Source organism: Streptomyces griseus subsp. griseus (assembly GCF_003610995.1).
GTDB lineage: Bacteria > Actinomycetota > Actinomycetes > Streptomycetales > Streptomycetaceae > Streptomyces.
The window spans coordinates 4334914-4359621 of the sequence record NZ_CP032543.1 but is presented as its reverse complement, the minus strand read 5'-3'; the positions used below and the strand labels follow the sequence as shown (position 1 = coordinate 4359621).

Sequence of the window (24708 nt, the reverse complement as noted above, 5' to 3'; positions counted from 1 at the left end):
ACAACAGGTCCCGGCCGTTCGTGGTGTGTCGTACGGCGGTGACCGGCGCGCACCAACAGGCCTCGCAGGTACGGACATCCGTGGCCGACAGGCTGATGCTCATCCGGCTTCGCGGAGGGCGGCAGCGGTCACGTGGCACGGGCAGGCGCAGCCCGGCTGCCGGCAGATCGCGTGGGTGGCCGCCAGGTCCGAGACCGAGGCACCACGGCAGACGACGCTGTACGGGCCGTCCGCCCCGGCCGCCAGCTCGCCCCGGAAGGTGTCCACTCCCCCGGCCGGATCACCCCCGGCAATCGGCTCACCACGCCAGAGCAGCGTCACCCCGTGCTCCGGGCAGTAAGCACCGGTGCCGTCCTCGATCGGGAAGTCGTGGGCATCGCCCTCCGCGAAACACCTCACCTGCGGGCCTCCCGCCAGGCCCGGCCGAGCCTGGCCGCCGTCGGACACGAGACTCCGGAGCGGCAAGTGGCGCAGTGCTGGGTGTGCCCGAGCCAGGTCCTGTAGGCAGTTTCGCCCGGAGCAGTGGTCTTCACGAGGCGTCCTCAGCGCAGGTGGAGCATTCGCAAGTGGGGTATCGGGGCGCGTACTCCGGTCTGTCCAGTGGCTTCACTTCGGCTTCCGGACGGATCACCCGGGCACCGCCCTCGCGGTCCACCTCGTACACCTTGATCGTCATCACCACGACAACACCCTTCCACTACGCTCAGCTGCTGAGGCGTCACTCTGACTACGACGGTAGAGAGCAGGGGGCGTCGCTTGAACTGACCGCGAGTACGGGTATGCGGCTGCAGTCGACAGGCAGGGGGGACAGCATGGACAACGCCTCACGGACCGCCCTGACCGGTGGTCGGGGAATGCCGCAGAGGAGCCGTGGCGGCACCGTGTCCGGGTATGTGTTTCGCCTGATCCGCGAGCAGTTGGGCCACACCCAGGATTCCCTCGCGGAGCACCTGAGGCTTTCGCCCGACACCATCGCGGGCTGGGAGTCGGGACGCCGCCCGCTGATCGCTGTACCGGTCGGGCAGATGCTCGTATACCGTCATCAACTCTTACGGCTGGGCAGCGCGCCCTCCTTGCTCATGGCCCTGGAACGGGCTACGGAAGCCGACGTACTGCTCGCAGCTGCCCTCGACGGGGACGTAGCAGCCCGTGACAGCCCCCTCGGGGCGTGGGTTATGCAGCGTGAACTGGTCGAGCTGCTGTCCTGGCCGCTAAACGGCGTGACTCCGACACCGTTGCGCACACTGACCGACCCGCCGAGACCACGTCGGGGCCCCGTACCGCGAGGACCGGAGCTCCCCGCTGCCGACCGCAGACGCTTCTTTTCGCGCATGCGCCAGGCGGCAGAGCAGGCGCTTGGCGCGGACCGTTTTCTGCTGCGCCGCCAAGCCCTTTACCTGGCCGGGTACGACGGCGCAGCCGACACCTCCGAGTGGCTGGCTCAGCAGCAGCGAGCCGAGCGCCCGGACGGCTGGCTGTCCGACTGGCTCAACGCCCGTTCGGTCTCGGCAGTCGCCGCAAGGCAGGGAGACCGGGACCGGATGGAGCACTTCATCACCACGGCTCTCGCCGATGACGACGCGGGCGAGGCGGCGAACCTCAACTACTGGGCATACTGGATCGGCGAGGCACCACATGTCCAGCTGTCCGACGACTTCATCGCCGAAACGATCCCAGGCCAATGGCCAGGCGACAAGCTGATGCGTCACCTGGTGCGGGGCTTGACCCCGGACCACGGATTCTTCGACCTGAACGTCCACACTTTGTGGGCGCTGATCGCCGCCCGTCCCAACCTGTTGCGCCCTGGAACTGTGATCGGTGGCGAACTACGCGCATCCCTCCCCGTGATGTTGGATGGTCGGGAGCTGTCGGCGCGGACGCGCCGGGAGTTGGAGGGCATCCGGTACGCAATCCGCCTCGCTGAGGCGTGAGAGGAGAACGCCGTGGCTGACGACCTATCCGCGGTGGGCCGTTTCCTGTACGAGGCGGGCACGCTCAAGCATGCGCGGCGTACCGGTTGGTGGATGGCCGGGGTGCATGACCCGGAGAGTGTTGCCGAGCATTCGTGGCGTACGGCGTTGATCGCGACGGTCATCGCGAAGCTGGAGGGTGCCGACCCCGCCCGGGCCGCCTATCTCGCTGTGTGGCATGACACACAGGAAAGCCGGACCGGGGACGTGAACCACCTGGGGAAGAAGTACGCGCCCGCCGGCGACCCGCAGGAGGTCACGGCCGATCAGACGGCTGGCATGCCCGAGGTGCTGGCCTCGGCTGTCCGGGAGCTGGTGGCGGAGTACGAGGCGAAGGAGTCGCCGGAGGCGGTCTGCGCCCGCGACGCGGACAAGCTGGAGTGCCTGCTCCAGGGCATCGAGTACAAGGCGCAGGGCTACGCGAGCGCCCAGCGGTGGATCGACAACAGCCGGGACCGCCTCGTCACGCGGACCGCGAACCGGCTGGCCGACGAACTTCTGGCACAAGGGCCCCTTGACTGGCTGCGCACCGCCCTCGGGGAGGGCAAGGAGTAACCCTGGTCCAGGGGCGGGAGACGGCTTTCGACCCGGTACGACACTGAGCACGTCAGGCCGCGTGGCGTACCTCCGGGTCTCGCCCGCCCCGCAACCCCGGGGGCCTTTCACAGAGGCTGACCAGGTTTGCACTGAGCGAACGCGCCCCGGCCCTTCCGTTTTCGTCGTCGCCGCAATGCCTCAACTCGGAGATGGGGTGGACTTTCCTTCTGAACCTCGCCCAGGTTGAACGCTTTGCCAGGGGAACCTGGCTCACGAACGGTGGTCCCCGCGCACACGGGCCCCCGCCCACCCCGGCGTCAGATCCCCGTCCGTAGGCCCCGCAAGCAGCGCCCCCTCACGGCCCCGTGGACGGCGGCGGAACCGCCGCCGCTGCTGCCGCCGCCCGCAGCCCCAGCCGGTCCCCCGGGTCCGTGAGCGCCGTCGGGTGGGTGGTCAGGAGGCGGGTGGCCATCGGTTGGGGCATGCGGATCACCACCGGGGCCGGGAGGGTCACGTCGCGTTCCGACACCTGTGTACGGGACGTGCGTACGCGGTCCGTCACCCGGGCCACCACCCTCACGTCCAGGGTGAACGCCACCAGCACCGAGGCGAACTTCGGCTTGTGCAGTGGCATCGAGCCCGCGCCCTGTGCCGCCGCGCCGCTGCCCGAGCCCGAGCCGCCCGCGTTGGCCATCAGCTGGTTGAGGCGGAACTCGTCGGCGTTCAGGACCCCGGCGCCGAACAGGCCGCGCCCGTACCTGCCCTGTTCGGCCGAGCTCTGGCCGTCCGCCTGGGTGGGGCGGGGTGCCCCAGGTCGCTCTGGGCCACCGTTTCGAACGTCATCTTGTCGCCCACCCCCAGCACCTGCCCGTCCCTCAGCCGGGCGTGGACCGAGACCCGCAGGTCCTGGCCCTTCGCCCCGCTCGCGTGCACCGGCGGCAGCTCCGCACCGGCGTTGGTGAGCAGGGGCAGGGCCGAGATCAGCCACTCGGTGGAGACCGCTTCGCCCAGTGTGTAGGCGGCGGCCTGGCCCTTGCGGCGGAAGCGGTCGTTGCCGCCCGCCGCCCGTACCGCCGTGTCCACCAACGCCCTTACGCGCGGCGCACCTTGGAAGCCGTTCACCTGCGCCTCCATCGGCAGCGGCACCCCGCCGGCCCGCCAGGCGCCCAGCCCGGCCGAGCCGCCGGGCGGCCCGGCGGCCGGTCCGGCACCGCCCGGTGCGTTCAGCGCGGTACGGGGCAGGGCGCTCACCCGGCCCAGCGCCGTGAGGTCGCTCTCCAGGACCCGGTGGACCAGCGACGTAGGGCCTGATTCGGCCATGGCGACCCTGCGGCCGGCCGCGTGGAGTTCGAGGAAGGCCCTGATCGGCACCCGCATCCTCGCCGCCTTCGCCGTCTTCGCCTCCGCGACCGTCTTCATACCCAGCTGGCCACGCGCCGCGCCGCCACGGCGCCGTCCCGCACCCGAACCGATACCGATCCCGCCCGCCGCACCCGCGCTCTTCAGCTGCCCCACTCCGCCGTCCGGCTTCCCGGAGCCCGCGAGGACGCCCTCCACACCGGAGGTCTCGCCCTCCTCGTGCGAGCCGGCCTGCTGGGCGACGGCCGAGGTGATGTACTCCATGTCCCGGCCGTCGTCCGCCTCACCGTCCCAGACGCCCGCGGCGGTGCGGGCGACCCTGAACACCGCCCAGTACGGCGTCCTGCGGCCGTCCAGCAGCTCCACCGTGACCCCGCCGTCCATGGCGCTGCCCAGCAGGCCGGCGGAGCCGTCCCGGTCCAGGACCCGCAGCAGGCGCTGCACGTTGTCGTTGCGGTCCCGCAGCTGCTGCCGGGGCAGCAGGTCGTCGGCCAGGTCCTGCCGCCCCATGGCCGCGAGGCGGTCGCGCAGGCCCCCCAGCAGGGGCACGAAGTCCGGCAGGTCCTCGATCATGCCGAAGCCGAGCGGCAGGGACCGGGCGAGGGCGGGCCTCGGGCGGGTCGGACCGCCACCACCGGCAGCCGCCGCTGCCGAGCCTGCGGCGTGGGCGGCCGCGGGCCCGGTGGGGACGGTCTGCGCCCCGCCGGCCTGACCACTGCCCGCCGCCGTAGCGGCGGCACTGCCCGTACCGCCCGTCCTCAGCGCCCTGCGCGCCGCCGCGGGCAGGGCCACCCCCGCCGCCCGCAACTGCTCCGCCGTCAGCCACACCGCCGCCGCCCCCGGCAGCGTGCGCGCCGCCCGGGCGACGTACGGGCCGCCGCCCGTGACCTTGACCTCCGCCACCATGGTGACCACCAGGTCGCACCGGACGAGATACAGCGGCGCCTTCTTCGGCGTATGGGCGTTGCGCTCCACGGTCCCCGACACGGTGGCGGCCTCGGAGTCGCCCCTGCTGATCGACCCACCGGCCGACAGCCCCTCACCGATCCGCCACTCGGGCCCGTTCTGTACGCCGGTGCCCCCGGCCTGCACCGTATCGGTGACGCCGCTCCCCCGCTGCCCGCCCGCCTGGTGGCCGCCCAGCACGAACGTCTCGGTGCCCGGTCCCGCGGCCTCGTGCACCAGCCGGGGCGTGGTCAGCGCCAGCCGGGTGCCCACCGCGCCGTTCAGCGCGGCCAGCCGGCGCGGGTACCGCAGGTTCTTCACCACCCACCCGGAGGACACGGCCTGCCGCAGCGAGGCCATGATCGCCCGCGGGCTGAAGCGTTCCTCGACCGCCAGCCGGGGCGCGAGCCCCTCCGTGGACAGCGCCTGGTCCCGGGCGGCGGCCCTGGCCAGGAGGGCGAGGGCTAGCTCACGGACCGGCTGCCCGTCGCCGATGGTCTCCACCAGCTGCCAGTCCCGTACCGGCCGCCCGTCGGCCGGGCGCGGCGCCATCCCGGCCAGATCCCCGATGCCGCCCGCGTCCACGGCCCGCACCGGGCCGGGGGCCTGCCCACCGCCCGCGTCCAGCCGCGCCTTCCCCGCCGTGTCGACGGTGAACTCGGACGGCGTGAGCAGACGTACGTCCTGCGAGCCGACGTCCAGGTCGCTCAGCGTCCGGACGTCCGGTACGTCCCGGCCGGGGGCGCCCGGGGTCACCGCGCGGGCCAGCTTCCGCTTCCGCGAGGTCATGGTGACGTCCACGTTCAGCCGCAGCGCCGCCCCGAACGCGCTCGCGCTCTCCGATCCGTTGGTGAGGACGTCGGTACGGGTGGTGGGGCCGGCCTGGTTGCGGCGGGTGCCGGTGTTCTGCCGCTCGTAGCGGACCGAGCCGGTGAGCACCCCCGGGACCACCCGGGCCTGGGCCAGCACCATGCCGCCGATCGACCGCGAACTGCTGCGCCCGCTCTGTACGCTGGCGGCCACCCCCGCGTGGCTGCGCACCAGCCAGTCGTCGATGTCGCCGAGGTGGCTCGGCTCGCCCATGACGCCGCGTACCCGCACCTGCACGTCGTGGGAGTGCATCGCGGACTTGCGGCGCAGCCGGACGCGGATGCCGGTGGACAGCAACTGGTCCTTGTTCACCCGCAGGTTGGTCTCGGAGAGGGCGGCCATCAGCTCGCGGTAGTTGGTGCGCTGCGCCTCGTGCTCCTCCTTGCTGATGTCCGCCGCGGGCCGTGTGGCGCCGAAGGCGGGGAGATACCCGGCCAGTTGGGCGTCATTGACGAACAGGTTCTGTACGGCCCGCACCATGGGCCCGGTGTCGATCCGGCCCAGCGTGACACTCGATCCCATCGCGCCGAACGGGAGGTGCCGCGCGTCCGGGGCCGGGGCCGCTGTCCCGGAGGCCGGCCCACCCGTCGTCGCTGCCTCTGCCGCCGGGGCCGCACTCGTACCGGCACCGCCCCCGGCCCCCGCCTGCGGCACCGGCCTCTTGATGAAGTCGCCCGCCGTCACCCCCGGCGGCAGCGGCAGTCCCAACTCCTGCGCCTCGTCGGCCCGCAGGCTGATCCACACCCGCATCGCGTGCGTGGCGACCCGTGTCTCCGGGCGCAGGATCATCCGGGCCGACCGGGGGCCGGTGCCCTCCGCCGTGAACTGCACCGTCCCCAGGTACAGCACCTTCTCCCCGCGCACCTCCGCGCCCTGGCGCGTGGAGACGGTCTGCTCGTTCACGCTGAACCGGGCCTTGCGGGCCGCCGCGACCGGCATCGCGGTGGCCCGCACCACGGCCGCGTCGGGCGCGCCCCCGAACCCGATCGCCGGGCCGGCACCGGCGGTGAGGGCGCGGCCCTTGCCCGCCGTCTCGGTCTTGGAGTGCTGAGCCTGCTGGTGGGTACGGAGCTGCGTCTTCCCGGTGCCCCAGGCGGGGGACAGCCCGGTGACGACGGCGCGCATCCGGTACGTGCCCGCGATGCTGCCGTCCTTGGACTGGAGGTCCTCTCCGGTGACGCCGTCGCGCAGCAGCCGGGGCAGGTCCTCCAGCACGTTCTGGGTGGAGGTCGCCCCGTACAGCCGGGAGCGTCCGGGGGCGCCGGGCGCGGTCAGCGAGGGGTGCAGGACCGAGGCGACCGTGTCGAAGAGGCCGCCGCCGCCCTCGTGCGGCGCGGCGGTGTCGGACACGCCGACCGGGGCCGACGAGTCGGCCAGCGAGATCTGGCGTGCGAGGCCGCCGCCCACCGGCTGCGGCCGGGCCGGCGCATCGGTGCCGTCCGGTACGAGGTGCTCGGTGGGCACCCGCTGGGTGAGCCCTCCCGAGCCCCGGAAGAGCTGCTGGGTCCCGCCCTCCTGCCGCCGGATCCGTACGACGTAGACCACCCGGCGGGGCACCTCCACCGAGCCCTTGTCGCTGCGCAGGACGCGGGGTTCGGCCAGGCCGCGCTGGCTGCGGGACTCCCGTGAGGACTGCCAGGGCTGCACGCTGCCCGTCGCCGCCGCGCCCAGCCACAGCCCGGTACGACCGGTGCGAGCCCGAACGCCGTGCCACCCGCCCCCTTGGCGGCGGAGCTGCCGGCCGAACTGCTCACGGAGGTGGCGCTGTTGTGCTGGACGTCGACCTTGGTCTCCTTGCCCTCGGGGTCGTCCAGCGCGGCGAACGGCGTCCCGTCCGGGTGGGGTGCCGCCGTCGCGAGGTCGGCGGCCGGGTGGAACAGGGGCAGCTGGTCGTCGGGGGCGCGGGCGATGGACACGGTGACGTCGAACCCGTCGCCGCCCTCGGCACCCTCCACCGCGAACGCGCGGCCCTGGCCGAAGAACGACTCGGGCCGCCCGGCCAGTTCGGCGGTGATGGCGGCCACCGTGCCGTCGCCGTGCCCCACGACGGTCGCGATCGCGGTGCCCACGAACTCCTGGCCGGTCAGCCCGTACGCGGTGGACAGCCCGCCCGTCTCCAGGTCTCGCAGGTACGACGGCAGGACGAGCCCCTGCTCGGCGCTCTCGGGGATGGCCGTGGGCAGGGCGACGGGCCGCCTCCCGCGCCGCACCGCCCGTTGGGGACCTTCGTCGGCCATCCCCCGCCGCGCGCCCAGCCCGGCACCGGGGCCCCCGCCCTCACCCTCCTCCTCGATGACCGGCGGCGGTACGAACGGCTGCTTCCCCCGCCGCACGGCCCGTGCCGTGGCCGCGTTGCCCAGCGTCTGCTGCATGCCCCGCAAACCCTGCGGGCCGCCGCCGAGGACGCCCGGTCCGGCCGGGCGGGCCGGCCGGGGTGCCCGCACGGTCTCCTCGGACGCGTCCCGCGCGCTCGAACTCGCGCTGTTGCCGACACCGTCGTTCCCTGACCGTTGTTGCCTCCGCACAGCGTCAACGTAGCCAGCGGTACGGTGCCCCACGGCCGTTCAGGCGGCCGTCCGGATGTTCGCCGCCGACCCCTCATCCGCGCGCCAACTCCCGTACACCGGTACGTCGGTGGCGAACCGCCCCCGGCCTCAGCCCAGCCCCTCCTCCACCAGCGCCGCCCACTGCGCCACCACCCGCGCGCGCCGGGCCGTGTCGTCGGTGAGCAGGTTGGCGAGGCCCAGGCCCCGGGCCATGTCCAGCAGGCCCTGGACCGTCTCGCGGGCGCCGGGGCGGGACTCGTCCGCGCCCAGGAGTTCGACGGCGATGCGGTGCGTCTCCCGGCCCACCCGCGCCTCCAGCTCCGTGACGCGCGGCCGCAGCTGCTCCTCGTTGGACGCGGCCACCCAGAGCTGGAGCGCGGCCCGGAACAACGGACCCGTGTACAGGTCCACCAGCGCCGCCACCACCTCCGCGCGCCCCTGCACGGGGAGCGCGCGCAGGGCGGCCGAGCGCTCCTCGGCCACGTACTCCACCGCCCCGGTGAACAGGTCCTCCCGGGTCGGGAAGTGGTGCTGGGCCGCGCCCCGCGAGACCCCGGCCCGCTCGGCGACCACCGAGACGGTGGAGCCCGCCCAGCCGTGTTCGGCCAGGCAGGCCACCGCCGCCTCCAGGAGCCGCTGCCGGGTCGCCCGGCTGCGGTCCTGCTTGGGGGCGTGAGCAGCCCGGGAAGCAGAGGAGGAAGATGTCACCGCACCCATGCCGGGTCCCGTCGTTCAAGGAAGGCCGTCATCCCCTCCCTGGCCTCCTCGGAGGCGAACAGTTCCGCTGAGCGGGCGATGAGGTCTTCGGCGTACTGGTCGAAGCTCCTCAGCACCGTAGCCGTGACCAGCTCCTTCGATGCGGCCAGCCCCTGTGGTGACGCCCGGCGCAGGCCGTCCAGGACCGGGGCGAGGGCCTTGTCCACGTCCTCGGCGGCCACCGTGACCAGTGAGATCCGCGCCGCCTCCGCCGCGTCGAACCGCTCCCCCGTGAGGTAGTAGCGGTTCGCTGCCGTACGGTCCACGCGGGGCAGCAGCGTCAGGGAGATCACCGCCGGGGCCAGGCCCAGCCGCGATTCCGTGAGGGCGAAGGACGACGTCGGGCCCGCGACCGCGATGTCGCACGCCGCCAGCAGGCCCAGCCCCCCGGCCCGGACGTGCCCCTCGACCCGGGCCACCACCGGCTTCGGCAGCGCCACGATCTCCCGCATCAGGCCCACGAACGCCTCCGGGTCCGGGGGCGCGGTCAGATCCGCCCCGGCGCAGAACGTCGTCCCGGTATGGGTCAGCACCACCGCCCTTACGGTGTCGTCGGCCGCGGCCTCCGCCAGCGCCTCCCGGGCCTCGCCCACCAGCGCGGCCGAGAGCGCGTTGCGGTTGGCCGGGGAGTCCAACGTCAGGGTCGCGATGGACCGTTCCCGGGATGTGCCGATCGCACTCACTGTTCCTCCGTCTTCTCCCGGTCGCGCAGCTCGCGCCGGAGGATCTTGCCGGACGCCGCCCGGGGCACCGCCGCGATGAACTCGGCCCGCCGCACCTTCTTGTACGGGGAGACCCGCTCGGCGACGTACGCCATCACGTCGTCCGCGCTCAGGCCGTCCGCCGCCGGGGACCGCACCAGGAACGCCTTCGGGACCTCGTTGCCCTCGGCGTCGTACACCCCGATCACCGCCGCGTCCGCCACCTGCTCATGGGTCAGCAGCAGCGCCTCCAGCTCGGCCGGGGCGACCTGGTACCCCTTGTACTTGATCAGCTCCTTGACCCGGTCGACGACGTACAGCCAGCCGTCCTCGTCGGCCCGGCCGACGTCCCCCGTGTGCACCCAGCCGTCCGCGTCGATCATGTCGGCGGTGGCGTCCGGGCGGCCCAGGTAGCCCTTCATCACCTGCGGGCCCCGGATCAGGATCTCGCCGTCCGTCCCCGGCTCCGCGTCCCGCGCCGGGTCCTCCAGCGACACGATCCGCATCTCGGTGTTCGGCAGCAGCCTGCCCACCGTGCCGGGCGGCGGCTCCTCCACGGAGAGCGGCACCACATGCGTCCCGGGCGACAGCTCCGTCATCCCGTACGCCTGCCGCACCGGCGGCAGCCCCAGCCGGGCCGAACAGGCAGCGGCCAGCTCGGCGTCCAGGGGCGCTGCAGCGCTGACGATGTACTGGAGCGACGACAGGTCGTACTCCCCCACCAACGGGTGCTTCGCCAGCGCCAGCACGATCGGCGGGGCCACGTACAGACCGGTGATGCGGTGCGTCTGGATGGCCTCCAGGAACTGCGCCAGGTCGAAGCGCGGCAGGACGACGACGGTGGAACCGCAGCGCAGGGGCGCGTTCATGAGCGCCGTGAGCCCGTAGATGTGAAAGAAGGGCAATACCGCCAGAATACGGTCACCCTCCCCCATCGGGATGAACGGTCTCAGCTGCTCCAGGTTCGTCCCGATCGACCGGTGCGTCAGCATCACGCCCTTGGGCGTGCCGGTCGTGCCGGAGCTGTACGGGAGCGCCGCCACGTCCTCGCCGGGGTCGATGGCGATGAACGGCTCGGGGGCGGTGGAGGTGAGCATGTCCAGGATGGAGATGTGCCCCTCCGAGGCCGGCGCCCGGTCGCAGACGTAGATCTCCTGGACGCCGCCGGTGAGTTCGGCCGCGCGGCGGGCCGTCTCCAGGAGCGGGGAGACGGTGACGATCCACTGCGCGCCGCTGTCGGCCAGCTGCTTGGCGAACTCCTCGGCCGTCGCCAGCGGGTGGACCGTCGTGACGGAGGCGCCGGCGCGCGTTGCGCCGTAGAAGACGGCCGGGTACGCGATGGTGTTCGGGCTGTGCAGGGCGAGCACGTCGCCCTTCCTGAGCCCTGCCTCGGCGAGTGCGGCGGCGATCCGCCGGTGGAAGCCGTCGAGTTGGGCGTAGGTGAGGGAGGTGCCGTTCACCCCGTCGATCAGGGCGACGGTGTCACCGAAGCTCGCGGCCTCGCCGAGGACCGCTTCGTGGATGGGGACATCGAGGGCCGGCACATCTGCGTACTCGCTGCGGAACACCATGGCGGTCAACCCCTGTCGTCGCGGTGGCCCCGCGCCGCCCGGGAGGCGGCGCGGGACGCCGTGCGGGTGTGGAGAGTCAGAATCGCCCCTGGGGGCGGGAAAGGGGGAGAGGTCGGACGGGTCCGGTCCGCCGCGGGTTCTAGTACGACTTCGGCAGGCCGAGCGACTGGTGCGAGACGTAGTTCAGGATCATCTCCCGGCTGACCGGCGCGATCCGGGCCACCCGGGAGGCGGTGATCAGGGAGGCGAGCCCGTACTCGCGGGTCAGCCCGTTGCCGCCGAGCGTGTGCACCGCCTGGTCGACCGCCTTCACGCACGCCTCGCCGGCCGCGTATTTCGCCATGTTCGCCGCCTCGCCCGCCCCGATGTCGTCGCCGTCGTCGTAGAGCCGGGCGGCCTTCTGCATCATCAGGCGCGACAGCTCCAGGTCGATGTGCGCGGTGGCCAGCGGGTGCGCGATGGCCTGGTGGGCGCCGATCGGGGCCTTCCAGACCTGGCGGGTGCGGGCGTACTCGACGGCCTTGCCGAGCGCGAACCGGCCCATCCCGATCCCGAACGCGGCCGTCATGATCCGCTCGGGGTTCAGCCCCGCGAAGAGCTGGAGCAGCCCCGCGTCCTCGTCGCCGACCAGGGCGTCGGCGGGCAGCCGTACCTCGTCCAGGACCAGCTCGAACTGCTTCTCCGGGGCGTGGAGTTCCATGTCGATCTGGTGACGCCCGAAGCCCTCGGCGTCGCGCGGAACGATGAAGAGACAGGGCTTCAGCTTCCCCGACCGGGCGTCCTCGGTGCGGCCCACGATCAGGGTCGCGTCGGCTATGTCGACGCCGGAGACGAAGACCTTGCGGCCGGTGAGGACCCAGCCGTCGCCGTCGCGGCGGGCGGTGGTCGTGATCCGGTGGGAGTTGGACCCGGCGTCGGGTTCGGTGATCCCGAAGGCCATGGTGAGGGTGCCGTCGGCGAGGCCGGGCAGCCACTGCCGCTTCTGCCCGTCCGTGCCGAAGCGGGCGATGACCGTGCCGCAGATCGCCGGGGACACGATCATCATGAGGAGCGGCGAGCCGGCAGCCCCCAACTCCTCCAGCACGATCGACAGTTCGGCCATACCTCCGCCCCCGCCCCCGTACTCCTCGGGGAGGTTCACGCCGAGGTAGCCGAGCTTGGCGGCCTCCGCCCACAGCTCGTGGGTGTGGGAGCCCTCGCGGATGACGGTGGTCATGTAGTCGCGCCCGTAGCGCTTTCCGAGGGCGGCGACGGCGGCGCGCAGCGCCTGGTGCTCTTCGGTTTCGAGGACGGTGCTCATGCGTTCTCCTCCGGTACGGATGCGGTTACGGGGGCGGGGCCCAGGTCCTCCTGGACCACGGCGAGCAGGGCGCCCACCTCGACCTGGTGGCCGGGGGCGGCGTGCAGGGCGGTGAGGGTGCCGGAGGCGGGGGCGAGGACGCGGTGCTCCATCTTCATCGCCTCCAGCCAGATCAGCGGTTGCCCGGCCTCGACCACGGTCCCGGGCGCCAGCCCTTCCGCGAGGCGGACGACGGTGCCGGGCATGGGGGCGAGGAGCGAGCCGGGGTCGGTCTGCGTCGCGGGGTCGGTGAAGCGGGGCAGGGCGGTGAAGGTGTACGAGGCTCCGGCGGTGTCCACGTAGAGGCGGTCGCGCTCGGTGGTGATCGTGAAGTGCCGTGTGAGGCGGTCGAGTTCGAGGGTGACGTGGTCCGGGGTGGCGGTCAGGACCCGGACGCCGGGGGCGTCGTGCGGTTCCGGGATGCCGGTGCGCGGGGTGCGGTAGGCGATCTCGTGCTCGGTGCCGTCCGGTTCGCTGCGGTAGCGCTTGGCCTGGGGCTGCGAGGGGACGTTGCGCCAGGCACCGAAGCGGGTGGGGGCGGGGCCCGGGGCGCTCGTGGCGCGTACGGCTTCCGCGAGGGCGGCGGCGAGGGCGGCCGTGGCGGGGTCGCCGGACCCTGGGGCGGTGAGGTCGGCCAGGTTCCGGTCGTAGAAGCCGGTGTCGAGGCGGGCCGCCACGAAGTCCGGGTGGCGCAACGACCGCACGAGAAGGGCCCTGTTGGTGACCGGGCCGTGGATACGGGCACGCTCCAGAGCCCCGGCCAGCAGGCGTGCCGCCTCCGTGCGCGTCGGGGCGTGGGCGATGACCTTGGCCAGCATCGGGTCGTAGTGGACGCCGATGGTGTCGCCGCCGGTGTATCCGGTGTCCAGGCGCAGGCCTGGCCCGTCCGGCACCTCCAGTGTGCGCAGCGCTCCGGTCTGCGGCTGCCAGTCGCGCGCGGGGTCCTCGGCGTAGAGCCGGGCCTCGACGGCGTGTCCCGAGGCCGCGGGAACCACGACGTCCAGCGGCTCCCCCTCCGCCACCCGCAGTTGGAGCGCCACCAGGTCCACCCCGAACACGGCCTCCGTCACCGGGTGTTCGACCTGGAGGCGGGTGTTCATCTCCAGGAAGTACAGCCTGCCCCCGGCGGAGACCAGGAACTCCACGGTCCCCGCCCCCCGGTACCCGACCGCCCGCGCGGCCGTCACCGCCGCCTCGTGGAGCCGGGTCCGCAGCGCGTCGTCCAGGCCGGGCGCCGGGGCCTCCTCGATGACCTTCTGGTGGCGGCGCTGGAGCGAGCAGTCCCGGGTCCCGAGGGCCCACACGGTGTCGTACGCGTCCGCCATGACCTGCACCTCGACGTGCCGGCCCCGCTCCACGTACGGCTCCGCGAAGACTTCACCGTCCCCGAAGGCGGACGCGGCCTCGGCGGCAGCGGCCAGCAACTCAGCCGGAAGCGAGTCGAGTTCGCGGACGATCCGCATACCGCGCCCGCCCCCGCCCGACGCCGCCTTCAGCAGCAGCGGCAGATCGTCCCCGGTGGCCGTCGCCGGGTCCACGGGGGCCAGCAGCGGCACCCCGGCCCCGGCCATCAGCTCCTTGGCCCGGGTCTTGGACGCCATCAGCTCAATGGCTTTCACCGGCGGACCGATCCACGTGAGCCCCGCGTCCCGCACGGCGGCGGCGAACGCGGCGTTCTCGGAGAGGAAGCCGTAGCCGGGATGCACGGCGTCCGCCCCGGCGGCCAGGGCCGCGGCCACGACGAGGTCGCCGCGCAGATAGGTGTCGGCGGGGGCGGACCCCGGCAGCCGCACGGCGAGGTCCGCCTCGCGGACGTGGAGGGCGGCGGCGTCCGCGTCGGAGTACACGGCGACCGTGGTGATGCCCAGGTCACGGCAGGTGCGGAAGATCCGGCAGGCGATCTCGCCCCGGTTGGCGACGAGAAGGGTCGAAATGGTCATCCGGGCCTCACATTCGGAAGACGCCGAAGCCGCCACGGGCGCCCTCGACCGGTGCGGTGTGGATCGCGGACAGGCACATCCCGAGCACGGTCCGGGTGTCGCGTGGGTCGATCACCCCGTCGTCGTACAGCCGCCCGGACAGGAACATCGGCAGCGACTCGGCCTCGATCTGCTGCTCCACCATGGCGCGCAGCCCGGCGTCCGCCTCGTCGTCGTACGGCATCCCCTTCGCGGCGGCCGACGCGCGGGCCACGATGGAGAGGACGCCCGCGAGCTGCTGCGGCCCCATGACGGCGGACTTGCTGCTCGGCCAGGCGAAGAGGAAGCGCGGGTCGTAGGCGCGCCCGCACATGCCGTAGTGCCCGGCCCCGTACGAGGCGCCCATCAGGACCGACAGATGCGGGACCCGGGAGTTCGCCACCGCGTTGATCATCATCGCGCCGTGCTTGATGATGCCGCCCTGCTCGTACTCCTTGCCGACCATGTAGCCGGTGGTGTTGTGGAGGAAGAGCAGCGGAATGTCCCGCTGATTCGCCAACTGGATGAACTGGGCGGCCTTCTGCGACTCCTCGCTGAACAGCACGCCCTGCGCGTTGGCGAGGACCCCGACCGGGTACCCGTGCAACCGGGCCCAGCCCGTGACCAGGCTCGTCCCGTACAGCGGCTTGAACGCGTCGAAGTCCGAGCCGTCGACCAGCCGGGCGATCACCTCGCGCGGGTCGAACGGCACCTTCAGGTCGCCCGGCACGATCCCGAGCAGCTCGTCCTCGTCGTACTTCGGCGGCTCGGCGGGACCCGGATCGGCGTGTGCCTTGCGCCAGTTGAAGCGGGCGACGATGCGCCGGGCCTGGCGGATCGCGTCCTGCTCGTCGACGGCGAAGTGGTCGGCGAGCCCCGACGTACGGGCGTGCATCTCGGCCCCGCCCAGGGACTCGTCGTCGCTCTCCTCACCGGTCGCCATCTTCACCAGCGGCGGTCCGCCCAGGAAGACCTTGGAGCGCTCCCGGATCATCACGGCGTGGTCGGACATGCCGGGGACGTACGCGCCTCCGGCGGTGGAGTTGCCGAACACCACGGCCACGGTGGGGATTCCGGCGGCCGAGAGCCGTGTGATGTCCCGGAACAGCGCCCCGCCCGGGATGAAGATCTCCTTCTGCGACGGCAGGTCGGCGCCGCCCGACTCCACCAGGCTGATGCACGGGAGCCGGTTGGCGAAGGCGATCTCGTTGGCGCGCAGGGCCTTCTTCAGCGTCCAGGGGTTCGAGGCCCCGCCGCGTACGGTCGGGTCGTTGGCGGTGATCAGGCACTCGACGCCCTCCACCACCCCGATGCCCGTGATGAGCGAGGCGCCGACCGCGTAGTCACTGCCCCAGGCGGCCAGCGGCGACAGCTCCAGGAACGGGGTGTCGGGGTCGACCAGCAACTCGATCCGCTCGCGGGCCGGGAGCTTGCCTCGCTCGCGGTGCCGGGTCACGTACTTCTCGCCGCCACCCGCGAGCGCCTTGGCGTGCTCGGCCTCCAGCTCGGCGAGCTTGGCCAGCAGCGCGGCCCGGTTCGCGGCGTATTCAGGGCTGTTGGTGTCGATCCCGGTGGGCAGGACGGTCATACGGATACCTCCGGTACGGGGACGCCTTCCAGCAGGGCCACGGGGATGGGCAGCCACCGCGACCGCAGCCACTCCCCCAGCGCCTTGGCCTGCGGGTCGAACCGGGCCTGCGCGGCGACGCCCTCCCCCAGGAGGCCGTGGACGGTGAAGTTCAGGGCACGCAGGTTGGGCAGGACATGGCGTACGACGGTCAGTTCGGCGGTCTCCGGCAGGAGTTCCTTCAGCCGCCCCACGGTCAGCTCGTGGGCCAGCCACCGCCACGCGTCGTCGTCGCGCACCCAGAGACCCACGTTGGCGTCACCGCCCTTGTCCCCGCTGCGGGCGCCCGCGACGAGCCCGAGGGGGGCGCGGCGGGTGGGGTGACCCGAGGGGTACGGGGAGGGGAGCGGCGGTGCGTCCACGGCAGCCAACTCCTGCGTCCGGGAAGGTGGTTCCACGAACTCGCGGGTCCCGTCCGGCAGCACGGCGGCGTGCGCGACCTCCCCGGCCGGTACGTGGATCGCTTCGAACACCCCGTAGGGCGCGCCCTTTCCGGGTGGGGCGGTGACGTGGAAGCCCGGATAGCTGCCGAGGGCCAGTTCGACGGCGGCCCCGGAGACGGTCCGGCCCACCGCGTCGGCGTCCTGGTCGCGGACGACGAGCCGGAGCAGGGCACTGGCCCGCTCCTCGGTGTCGGCGTCGGGGCGGTCGGTCCGGGCCAGCTCCCAGCGCACCTCGGCCGGCGGCCGCCCACCGCCCCGCTCCAGGGCGTCGGCGAACTGGTCCCGCACCAGGCGGGCCTTGGCCTCGATGTCCAGGCCGGTGAGGACGAACACGACCTCGTTGCGCCAGCCGCCGAGCCGGGTGAGCCCGGCCTTGAGCGTGGGCGGCGGGGCCTCGCCGCGCACCCCGTCGATGCGGACCCGGTCCGGGCCGTCGGAGGTGAGCCGTGCGGTGTCGAGGCGGGCGGTGACGTCGGGTCCGGCGTACCGGGCTCCGCCGGTCTCGTACAGGAGCTGGGCGGTGACCGTGCCCAGGTCGACGACGCCTCCCGTACCGTCGTGCTTGGTGATGACACAGGAGCCGTCGGCATGGATCTCGGCGAGCGGAAAGCCGGGGCGGCGGATGTCGTGGTCGCCGAAGAAGGCGTAGTTCCCGCCGGTCGCCTGCGTACCGCACTCCAGGACGTGCCCGGCGACCACGGCCCCCGCGAGCGCGTCCAGGTCGTCGGGCCCCCAGCCGAAGTGGGCGGCGGCCGGGCCGGTGACGAGGGCCGCGTCGGTGACCCGGCCGGTGACGACGACGTCCGCCCCGGCCCGCAGGCAGGCGGCGATCCCGGCGCCGCCGAGATAGGCGTTGGCGGTGAGGAACCCGTCCGGCACGGGCAGGCTGTCGCCCTCGACGTGGGCCACGGTGACCGGGACCCCCACCTTGGCCGCCAGCTTTCGCACAGCATCGGCGAGGCCGGCCGGGTTGAGACCGCCCGCATTGGTGACGATCTTCACCCCGCGCTCGTGGGCGAGGCCGAGGCCTTCTTCGAGCTGGCGCAGGAAGGTGGTGGCGTACCCCTTCTCCGGGTCCCTGAGGCGGCTGCGGCCGAGGATGAGCATGGTCAGCTCGGCCAGATAGTCACCGGTGAGGACGGAGAGAGTGCCGCCGGTGAGCATCTCGCGTACGGCGTCGAAGCGGTCCCCGTAGAAGCCGGAGGCGTTGCCGATCCGGAGGGGCGCGGGGGCGGGGGCGCCGTTCATCGGTGGCCGTCCTGCTCCGCGCGGGGCAGGCGACCCGGGCCGGGAGGTCCGGCGAAGGCCTGGGCGATCCCGAGCCACTGGTCGGCCTCGCGCCCCTCGGCGGTGACCGCGAGGTCGGACCGGTGGGCTCGCTGGGTGACCAGGAGGCAGAAGTCGAGGAGCGGGCCGGTGACACGCTGGGCGGCACCCTCGGGGCCGTACGCGATCAACTCGCCTCCGGGAGCCACCAGTTCGACGCGGAACTCCTCCAGGGGCGCCGTGATGCCGCGTACCGCGTAGGCGTAGTCCCGGGCCCGCACCCCGATCCGCGCGACATGCCGCAGGCGGGCGGTGGGGGCGCGGGTGGCACCGAGGGCGTCGGCGATGTCCTGGCCGTGAGCCCAGGTCTCCATGAGCCGGGCGGTCGCCATGGACGCGACGCTCATCGGCGGCCCGTACCAGGGGATCCGGGTCCCGGCGGGGGCGTCCCGCAGCACCTTGCCCAACCGCTGCCGCCCGTCCCGCCACCGGGCGAGCAGGGCGTCCGGGGCGTGGGCGACGGCCACGGCCTCGGCGGCCTCGTCGACGAAGGACTCGGGGGCGGCGAGCGCCTTGGCCACCTCGTCGCCGAACCGGGCAGGCTCGGTGGCCGCCAGCAGCGCGACCTCGTCGGTCCAGGTCAGGTGGGCGATCTGATGGGCGACGGTCCACCCTTCGGCGGGCGTCCGGTCGCGCCATCGGTCCGCCGCCAAGGCGCCCACCAGCGCGTCGAGTTCGTCGCTCTCCTCGCGCAGATCGTCGACCACCGCTGCGACATCGGACACGTGCGCTCCCCTCGGGACCGGGTGTGGTGCCCAGGAGCATGGCAGCGGACCGAGAAACAATCAAGCGTGCTTGCATGATTTTCAGCCCGTCAGCCAGGTGGGGCGGGCGGAGGGGCCGACCGGTGTCCGGTTCCCGTTCCCGGGACCGGCTGCCATCCGGCACCGCTGCTCATCTCCGCCGATGACTGCCGAACCGCACCTGGTGGAGCCGCACTTCGACGGCGACCGGCTCATCCTGGAGGAGCGCGGCGAGGGCGGATCCGTCCGCTACGCCTTTCCCGGTACGGCGGCACCCCCGGGGAGGCCGCCGTACGGGAGCTGAGCGAGGAGACCGGGCTGCGCGGGAGCGTACGGCGCGAGGTGGCGCGTGTCCGGAGGGGGGCGGCACGAGCACTACGTCCGCAGGGCGGCCGAGGGGAGCACCGGCTCCCCCGAGGCGCTCGACACCCATGGCGGCACCCTCGCCTGGCTCCCCGTACAGGAGCTGCCCACCACCGCCCTGTGACCGCACCGGCTCTCCTGGCGGATCGAACACTGGCACCGGACGGGGTGGCCCGCACACCCGGCCGAACTCGCCGACTCCGTCACGAACCTCAAGGCGCCCTGCACAGGGTGACCGGCGCCGACAGCTGAGGCCTCCTCCCTCACCCCTCCCGCCGCGCCCCCGTCTGGCTGCGCACCGCGCCCATGCTCGCCCCGATGACCAGGGCGATGGCGAGGGCGTCCGTCGTGGAGAGGGCCTGGTTCAGGATCAGGAAGCCCGCCGTGGCCGCGATCGCCGGTTCCAGGCTCATCATGACCGCGAACGTGGAGGCGGGGAGGCGGCGCAGGGCCATGAGTTCCAGGGTGTACGGGAGCACCGAGCTCAGGACCGCCACCGCCGCGCCGAGCGCCAGGGTGGAGGGGACCGTGAGCTTGGCGCCGGACTCCCAGATGCCGAGCGGGAGCGAGAGGACCGCCGCCACCACCATCGCCAGGGCCAGCCCGTCCGCCTGCGGGAAGCGGCGGCCGGTGCGGGCGCTGAACACGATGTACGCCGCCCACATGGCCCCGGCGCCCAGCGCGTACGCCACACCCACCGGGTCCAGGCGGTCGAAGCCCCCGCCGCCCAGCAGGACCACGCCGACCAGGGCGAGCCCGGCCCACAGGACGTTGATCAGGCGGCGCGAGGCGAAGACGGAGAGCGCGAGCGGGCCGAGCACCTCCAGGGTGACGGCGATACCGAGCGGGATGCGGTCCAGCGCCTGGTAGAACAGCGTGTTCATGCCGCCCATCGCGACGCCGAAGGCGACCACCGTGCCCCAGTCCGCGCGGGAGTGGCCGCGCAGCTTCGGCCGGCACACCACCAGCAGGATCAGCGCGGCCGCCGCCAGCCGGAGCGTGACGACGCCCAGCGCCCCCGCCTTCGGCATCAGCAGCGCGGCCACGGCCGAGCCGAACTGGACGGAGAGGCCGCCCGCCACCACCAGCACGACCGGCACCAGCGCGGCCCGGCGGCCCGGTCCGCGGCCGGCCCCCTCCTGCCCGGCACCCTCCAGGGCAGGCACCGCCTCGGGTACGACGACGGCTGCGGCGGCCGACTCTGCGGCACTGCGCTGGACGTTCACGAGAGGCCTTCCGGAGACAGGAGAGGTGCGGGGGTGCGGGACGGCGTACGGGCTCCACGTTAGGGACCCGCGCGCGTCCCGTGAAATGAGTTCTGGGCTCCCGTTATGCTCCGGACGCATGAGCCATCCGGAAGAGCCGAAAAGCGCGGCGGCCCCGGGGCGCCCCGGACACCCTGCGCCCCCTTCGGCCCCGGGGCACTCCGGACGCCCGGCGGCCCCCGCAACCCCACCGCACCCAGGACACCTGGCAGCCCCACCGCCTCCCGAGCGCCCGGTCCCTGCCTCCCGTGCCGTGGAGCTCCGCCATCTGCGGGCCTTCCTCGCCATCGCCGAGGAGGGCAACGTCACCCGGGCCGCCGCGCACCTCGGCCTCACCCAGCCCGCCGTCTCCCGCACCCTCGCCGCACTGGAGCGCCACCTGGGCCTCCGGCTCGTCGACCGGTCCACCCACCACCTCTCCCTCACTCCGGAGGGTGTCGCCTTCCGGGACAAGGCCGCCGCGGCGGTCGCCGCCTTCGACGAGGCACTCGACACCGGGCGCCTGCACCACTGGCCCCTGCGGCTCGGGCACGCCTGGTCGGCCTTCGGCCCGTACACGACACCGCTCCTGCGGGGCTGGCAGGAGCGGTACCCGGCCACCCCGCTGGAGCTGCTCCGGATCGACGACCGCACGGCGGGGCTCACCCGGGGCGAGGTCGACGCGGCGCTGCTGCGCGGACCGGTCAACGCGCCGGGGCTCGTCACCGAGGTGCTGTTCACCGAGGCGCGGGTGGCGGCGGTGACGGCGGACGGCCCGCTGGCCTCCCGTACGTCGCTGCGCCTCGCCGACCTCGTGGGCGGCCCCGTCGTCCTGAACACCGTCTCCGGCACCACGACCCCCGAGCTGTGGCCGCCGCACGCCCGGCCCGCCGCCACCCTCACCGTCGCCAACACCGACGACTGGCTCACCGCCATCGCCGCCGGGCGCGGCAGCGGGATCTCGGCCGCCTCCACCGCCGCCATGCACCCGCACCCGGGGGTCGCCTACGTGCCCCTCGACGACGCCCCGGGCGTCCCGGTCCTCCTCGCCCGCCGCGACGGCCCGGGCCACCCCGCCCTCCCGGAACTGGCCGCGCTGGCCCGGGAGATCGTCGCGCGGGGGTGAGGCCGGGCGAACGCCGTCCCGGGGATCCGGCAGACGGGGTCCCCGGCCGACCGCGCAGCCGCAAAGCCCACGCCGGCCTTCACCGGCCCTCCTCCAGCTCCCGGAACCGCGGCCCGTCCTCGCTCACGGAAGCGGTCCCCTCCCCGATCCCCTCCGCGATCACCTCCGCCAAGTGCCGCGCCCGCCGCCCGGCCAGCTGGTCCAGTTGCGTACGGCAGGAGAACCCGTCCGCCAGCAGCTCCGCACCGGGCTCCGACCCCCGTACCGCAGGCAGTAGTCGCTCCTCCGCACACGCAACGGAAACCTCCCAGTGGCCCTTCTCGAAGCCGAAGTTCCCGGCCAGCCCGCAGCAGCCGCCGCTCAGCTCCCCGGTCAGCCCCATCCGCTCCCGCAGCCGCCGCTCCGCCGCGTCCCCGAGGACCGCGTGCTGGTGGCAGTGGGTCTGGCCGGCGACCGGGCGGTCCAGGCGGGGCGGGGTCCAGTCGGGGGCGTACTCCTCCAGGTACTGGGCCAAGGTCCGCACGCTCGCGGCCAGTTCGGCGGCGCGCGGGTCGTCGGGGAGGAGTTCGGGCAGGTCGGTACGGAGGGTGGCGGCGCAGCTCGGTTCGAGGACGACGAGCGGGTGGCCGGGGAGCGGGTCCACCCGGTCCAGGGTGCGGCGCATCACCCTGCGGGCCGCGTCCAGCTGGCCGGTCGAGACGTAGGTGAGGCCGCAGCACACCCCGCTCGGCGGCGGCAGCACCGTGCGTCCCGTCGCCTCCTCCAGCACCCGGACCGCCGCCCGGCCCACCTGCGGGGACAGGTGCTCGGTGAAGGTGTCCGCCCAGAGCCGCACCACCCGGTCGGAGGGGAGGATGCGCGCCCCCCTGCCCAGATGCCCCCGCAGCCAACGGCTGTACGTCTCCGTCGCCAGCACCGGGATCGCCCGCTCGGGCGCGATCCCCGCCAGCCGTTTCGCGAGGGCGGCCAACGGGCGCACCCGGGCCAGGGCGTTGAGGGGGCGGGCGAAGGGTGTGGCCAGGCGCAGCCACCGCGGGAGGCGGCCCATCGCGTAGTGGGCGGCGGGGCGGAGGCGGCCCCGGTAGTGGTGGTGCAGGAACTCCGCCTTGTACGTGGCCATGTCGACACCCACCGGACAGTCGCTGCGGCACCCCTTGCAGGAGAGGCAGAGATCGAGTGCGTCCCGCACCTCCGTGCTCCGCCAGCCGTCCGTGATCACCTCACCCGCCAGCATCTCGTGCAGCAGCCGGGCCCTCCCCCGCGTCGAGTGCGCCTCCTCGCCGGTCGCGCGGAAGGAGGGGCACATCACCCCCGCGCCCGGGGCCGCCTCCGTACGGCACTTGGCGACGCCGACACACCGCCGTACCGCGCCCGCGAAGTCGCCGCCGTCCTGCGGGTAGCCGAACTCCACGTCCACCGGGCGCTTCGGCAGGACGGCGAAGCGGAGGTTGGTGTCCAGGGGCGCCGGGCGGGCGAGCACACCCGGGTTCAGGCCGCCGTCCGGGTCCCACAGGTCCTTGAACGCGCCGAAGAGGGCGACGAGTTCGTCCCCGTACATCCGGGGCAGCAGCTCCGCTCGCGCCTGGCCGTCGCCGTGCTCGCCGCTGAGGGAGCCGCCGTGCGCGACGACGAGGTCCGCCAACTCCTCGGAGAAGCGGCGGAACCCGGCCACACCCGCCGGTGTCAGCAGGTCGAAGTCGATGCGCACGTGGATGCAGCCGTCGCCGAAGTGGCCGTACGGCGTTCCGCGCAGGCCGTGCTGGGCGAGCAGGGCGCGGAAGTCGCGGAGGTAGGGGCCGAGCCGGGCGGGCGGGACCGCGCAGTCCTCCCAGCCGGGCCACGCCTCCCTGCCGTCGGGCATCCGGGTCGCGGTGCCGGAGGCGTCCTCGCGGATGCGCCACAGGGCCCGCTGTCCGGCCGGGTCGGTGACGACGGTGCCGTCCACCGCGTCGGCCGCCCGCAGGATGCGCTCGGCGTGCGCCTTCGCCTCGGCCGGGGTGGCGCCGCCCGTCTCGACGAAGAGCCAGGCGGCCCCGCGGGGCAGCCCGGCCGGTTCGCGTACGAGGTCGGCGGCCATGCCCTCGACGGTGAGCGGGCGGTACGGGAGGAGGCCGGGGGCCGCCTCGGCCGCCGCGGACTCGTCGGCGTACCCGAGGACGGCCAGGGCCCGGGCGCGCGGGGCCTCGACCAGGCGGACGGTCGCCTCGGTGACCACGGCGAGGGTGCCCTCACTGCCGCAGAAGGCCCGTACGGGGTCGGGGCCGCCGGGGTGTTCGGGGAGCAGGGCGTCCAGCGCGTAGCCGGAGATGCGGCGCGGGAGGCCGGGGTAGCCGGTGCGGAGGAGGGCGAGGTGGGCGTCGACGAGTTCGCGTACGCCTTCGGGGCCGTGAAGCGTCTTTGCGCGTACGGCTTCGGGGCCGTGAGCCGTCCTTCCACGCACGCCACGGGAGCCGTGAGCCGTCTCTTCGCGTACGCCGCCGGGGCCGCGCTCCTTTCCTCGCCGGGGCGCCCCCTGCTCCAGCCGCAGCGCCTCGCCCCCGTACCGCACCACCGACAGCGCCCGCACGTTGTCCGCCGTCGTGCCCCAGGCCACCGAGTGCGAGCCGCAGGAGTTGTTGCCGATCATGCCGCCGAGGGTGCAGCGGCTGTGCGTGGACGGGTCGGGGCCGAAGGTGAGGCCGTGCGGGGCGGCGGCCGTCCGCAGGTCGTCCAGGATGACGCCGGGCTGGACGGTGGCGGTGCGGGCGGCCGGGTCCAGGTCGAGGATCGCGCGCAGATGGCGGGTGAGGTCCAGGACGAGGCCCGTGCCGGTGGCCTGGCCGGCGATCGACGTGCCGCCGCCGCGCGGCACGACGGGGACTCCGTACTCCTGGCAGACCGCCAGCGCGGCCGCGATGTCGTCGGTGTCGCGCGGGGCGAGGACGCCGAGCGGGACGCGGCGGTAGTTGGAGGCGTCCATCGTCGTCAGAGCCCGGGCGGTCGGCCCGAAATCGCTCTCGCCGCGCACGGCGGAGCGGAGCGCGGCGGCGAACCCGTCGGGGACTTCGGCGGTCGGGCGATGCTGTTCGGCCATGGCTTCAGCATGCCGTCGGTACTGATGAACTCTTGGGATGCGGGCGGACAAATTCCCTCAAGCGGCACAAAAAAGCCCACAAGTTCTTCCCAAACAGACCGTCAAGTCTCCTATAGTGACCAAGACTTGAGCAGGAACTATCAGCTCCAGTTGTGCACGATCGCCCGTACCCGTGGTGAACTGTCCGGATTCGACCGGCGCGGTTTCACCT

At 73.6% G+C, this 24708-nt stretch carries 19 protein-coding genes; 6 read left to right on the top strand and 13 right to left on the bottom strand.

Going from position 1 to position 24708, the window contains the following annotated elements; all coding sequences use genetic code 11:
- Positions 1-99: 99 nt before the first annotated feature.
- Entirely contained in the window at positions 100-399 is a 300-nt protein-coding gene (locus D6270_RS19645) for a hypothetical protein (protein ID WP_109167359.1), read from the bottom strand.
- Positions 400-812: 413 nt separating this feature from the next.
- Here D6270_RS19645 and D6270_RS19640 point away from each other — a divergent pair, with 413 nt between their 5' ends.
- Both D6270_RS19640 and D6270_RS19635 read left to right on the top strand, forming a co-directional pair.
- Entirely contained in the window at positions 813-1931 is a 1119-nt protein-coding gene (locus D6270_RS19640; protein ID WP_109167360.1) for a helix-turn-helix domain-containing protein, read from the top strand.
- Between the two features lie 12 nt (positions 1932-1943).
- Complete coding sequence (locus D6270_RS19635; protein WP_109164258.1) at positions 1944-2525, top strand: HD domain-containing protein; 582 nt, start codon at positions 1944-1946, stop codon at positions 2523-2525.
- 337 nt (positions 2526-2862) lie between these two features.
- On the opposite strand, the gene D6270_RS33265 is transcribed toward D6270_RS19635, so the two are convergent.
- Positions 2863-3201 carry a hypothetical protein gene (locus tag D6270_RS33265; RefSeq protein ID WP_225976907.1) on the bottom strand — a complete coding sequence of 113 codons (339 nt, stop codon included), beginning with the start codon at positions 3199-3201 and terminating at the stop codon, positions 2863-2865.
- 29 nt (positions 3202-3230) lie between these two features.
- Positions 3231-7328 carry a hypothetical protein gene (locus D6270_RS19630; protein WP_225976906.1) on the bottom strand — a complete coding sequence of 1366 codons (4098 nt, stop codon included), beginning with the start codon at positions 7326-7328 and terminating at the stop codon, positions 3231-3233.
- A 122-nt stretch (positions 7329-7450) separates the two neighbouring features.
- On the opposite strand from D6270_RS19630, the gene D6270_RS33260 reads away from it, so the two are divergent.
- Positions 7451-8188: a hypothetical protein gene (locus tag D6270_RS33260; protein WP_225976905.1), complete on the top strand. Its 738-nt coding sequence runs from the start codon at positions 7451-7453 to the stop codon at positions 8186-8188.
- A gap of 147 nt (positions 8189-8335) precedes the next feature.
- Here D6270_RS33260 and D6270_RS19625 read toward each other — a convergent pair whose 3' ends face one another.
- The 8 genes from D6270_RS19625 to D6270_RS19590 form a co-directional block, all read right to left on the bottom strand.
- Positions 8336-8944 (bottom strand): TetR/AcrR family transcriptional regulator, encoded by a 609-nt coding sequence (locus D6270_RS19625; protein WP_109164259.1) that lies wholly within the window; start codon positions 8942-8944, stop codon positions 8336-8338.
- Positions 8932-9666 (bottom strand): enoyl-CoA hydratase family protein, encoded by a 735-nt coding sequence (locus tag D6270_RS19620; protein ID WP_109164260.1) that lies wholly within the window; start codon positions 9664-9666, stop codon positions 8932-8934. The genes D6270_RS19625 and D6270_RS19620 overlap by 13 nt, the downstream gene beginning before the upstream one ends.
- A complete protein-coding gene (locus tag D6270_RS19615; protein WP_109164261.1) occupies positions 9663-11255 on the bottom strand; it encodes a 4-coumarate--CoA ligase family protein in 1593 nt (530 codons plus the stop codon). Before D6270_RS19615 ends, D6270_RS19620 begins: the two co-directional genes overlap by 4 nt.
- Positions 11256-11394: 139 nt before the next feature.
- Positions 11395-12555 (bottom strand): acyl-CoA dehydrogenase family protein, encoded by a 1161-nt coding sequence (locus D6270_RS19610; RefSeq protein WP_109164262.1) that lies wholly within the window; start codon positions 12553-12555, stop codon positions 11395-11397.
- Positions 12552-14534: an acetyl/propionyl/methylcrotonyl-CoA carboxylase subunit alpha gene (locus tag D6270_RS19605; RefSeq protein ID WP_109164263.1), complete on the bottom strand. Its 1983-nt coding sequence runs from the start codon at positions 14532-14534 to the stop codon at positions 12552-12554. The genes D6270_RS19610 and D6270_RS19605 overlap by 4 nt, the downstream gene beginning before the upstream one ends.
- 7 nt (positions 14535-14541) lie before the next feature.
- A complete protein-coding gene (locus tag D6270_RS19600) occupies positions 14542-16140 on the bottom strand; it encodes an acyl-CoA carboxylase subunit beta (RefSeq protein WP_109164264.1) in 1599 nt (532 codons plus the stop codon).
- Complete coding sequence (locus D6270_RS19595) at positions 16137-17870, bottom strand: acyclic terpene utilization AtuA family protein (protein ID WP_109164265.1); 1734 nt, start codon at positions 17868-17870, stop codon at positions 16137-16139. The genes D6270_RS19600 and D6270_RS19595 overlap by 4 nt, the downstream gene beginning before the upstream one ends.
- Positions 17867-18673, bottom strand: coding sequence for a TIGR03084 family metal-binding protein (locus D6270_RS19590; RefSeq protein ID WP_109164266.1), 807 nt, complete (start codon positions 18671-18673; stop codon positions 17867-17869). Before D6270_RS19590 ends, D6270_RS19595 begins: the two co-directional genes overlap by 4 nt.
- A gap of 181 nt (positions 18674-18854) precedes the next feature.
- Between D6270_RS19590 and D6270_RS33255 the strand changes: the two genes are divergently transcribed.
- Positions 18855-18995 carry a hypothetical protein gene (locus D6270_RS33255; RefSeq protein WP_225976904.1) on the top strand — a complete coding sequence of 47 codons (141 nt, stop codon included), beginning with the start codon at positions 18855-18857 and terminating at the stop codon, positions 18993-18995.
- Positions 18996-19040: 45 nt separating this feature from the next.
- Positions 19041-19178, top strand: a complete 138-nt coding sequence (locus tag D6270_RS33840) for a hypothetical protein (RefSeq protein WP_318780027.1) — start codon at positions 19041-19043, stop codon at positions 19176-19178.
- Positions 19179-19317: 139 nt separating this feature from the next.
- On the opposite strand, the gene D6270_RS19580 is transcribed toward D6270_RS33840, so the two are convergent.
- Complete coding sequence (locus D6270_RS19580; protein ID WP_109164267.1) at positions 19318-20280, bottom strand: EamA family transporter; 963 nt, start codon at positions 20278-20280, stop codon at positions 19318-19320.
- A 292-nt stretch (positions 20281-20572) separates the two neighbouring features.
- Here D6270_RS19580 and D6270_RS19575 point away from each other — a divergent pair, with 292 nt between their 5' ends.
- Positions 20573-21424 carry a LysR family transcriptional regulator gene (locus D6270_RS19575; RefSeq protein WP_204117084.1) on the top strand — a complete coding sequence of 284 codons (852 nt, stop codon included), beginning with the start codon at positions 20573-20575 and terminating at the stop codon, positions 21422-21424.
- A 79-nt stretch (positions 21425-21503) separates the two neighbouring features.
- On the opposite strand, the gene D6270_RS19570 is transcribed toward D6270_RS19575, so the two are convergent.
- Positions 21504-24497 (bottom strand): FAD-binding and (Fe-S)-binding domain-containing protein, encoded by a 2994-nt coding sequence (locus D6270_RS19570; protein WP_109164268.1) that lies wholly within the window; start codon positions 24495-24497, stop codon positions 21504-21506.
- Positions 24498-24708: the final 211 nt, after the last annotated feature.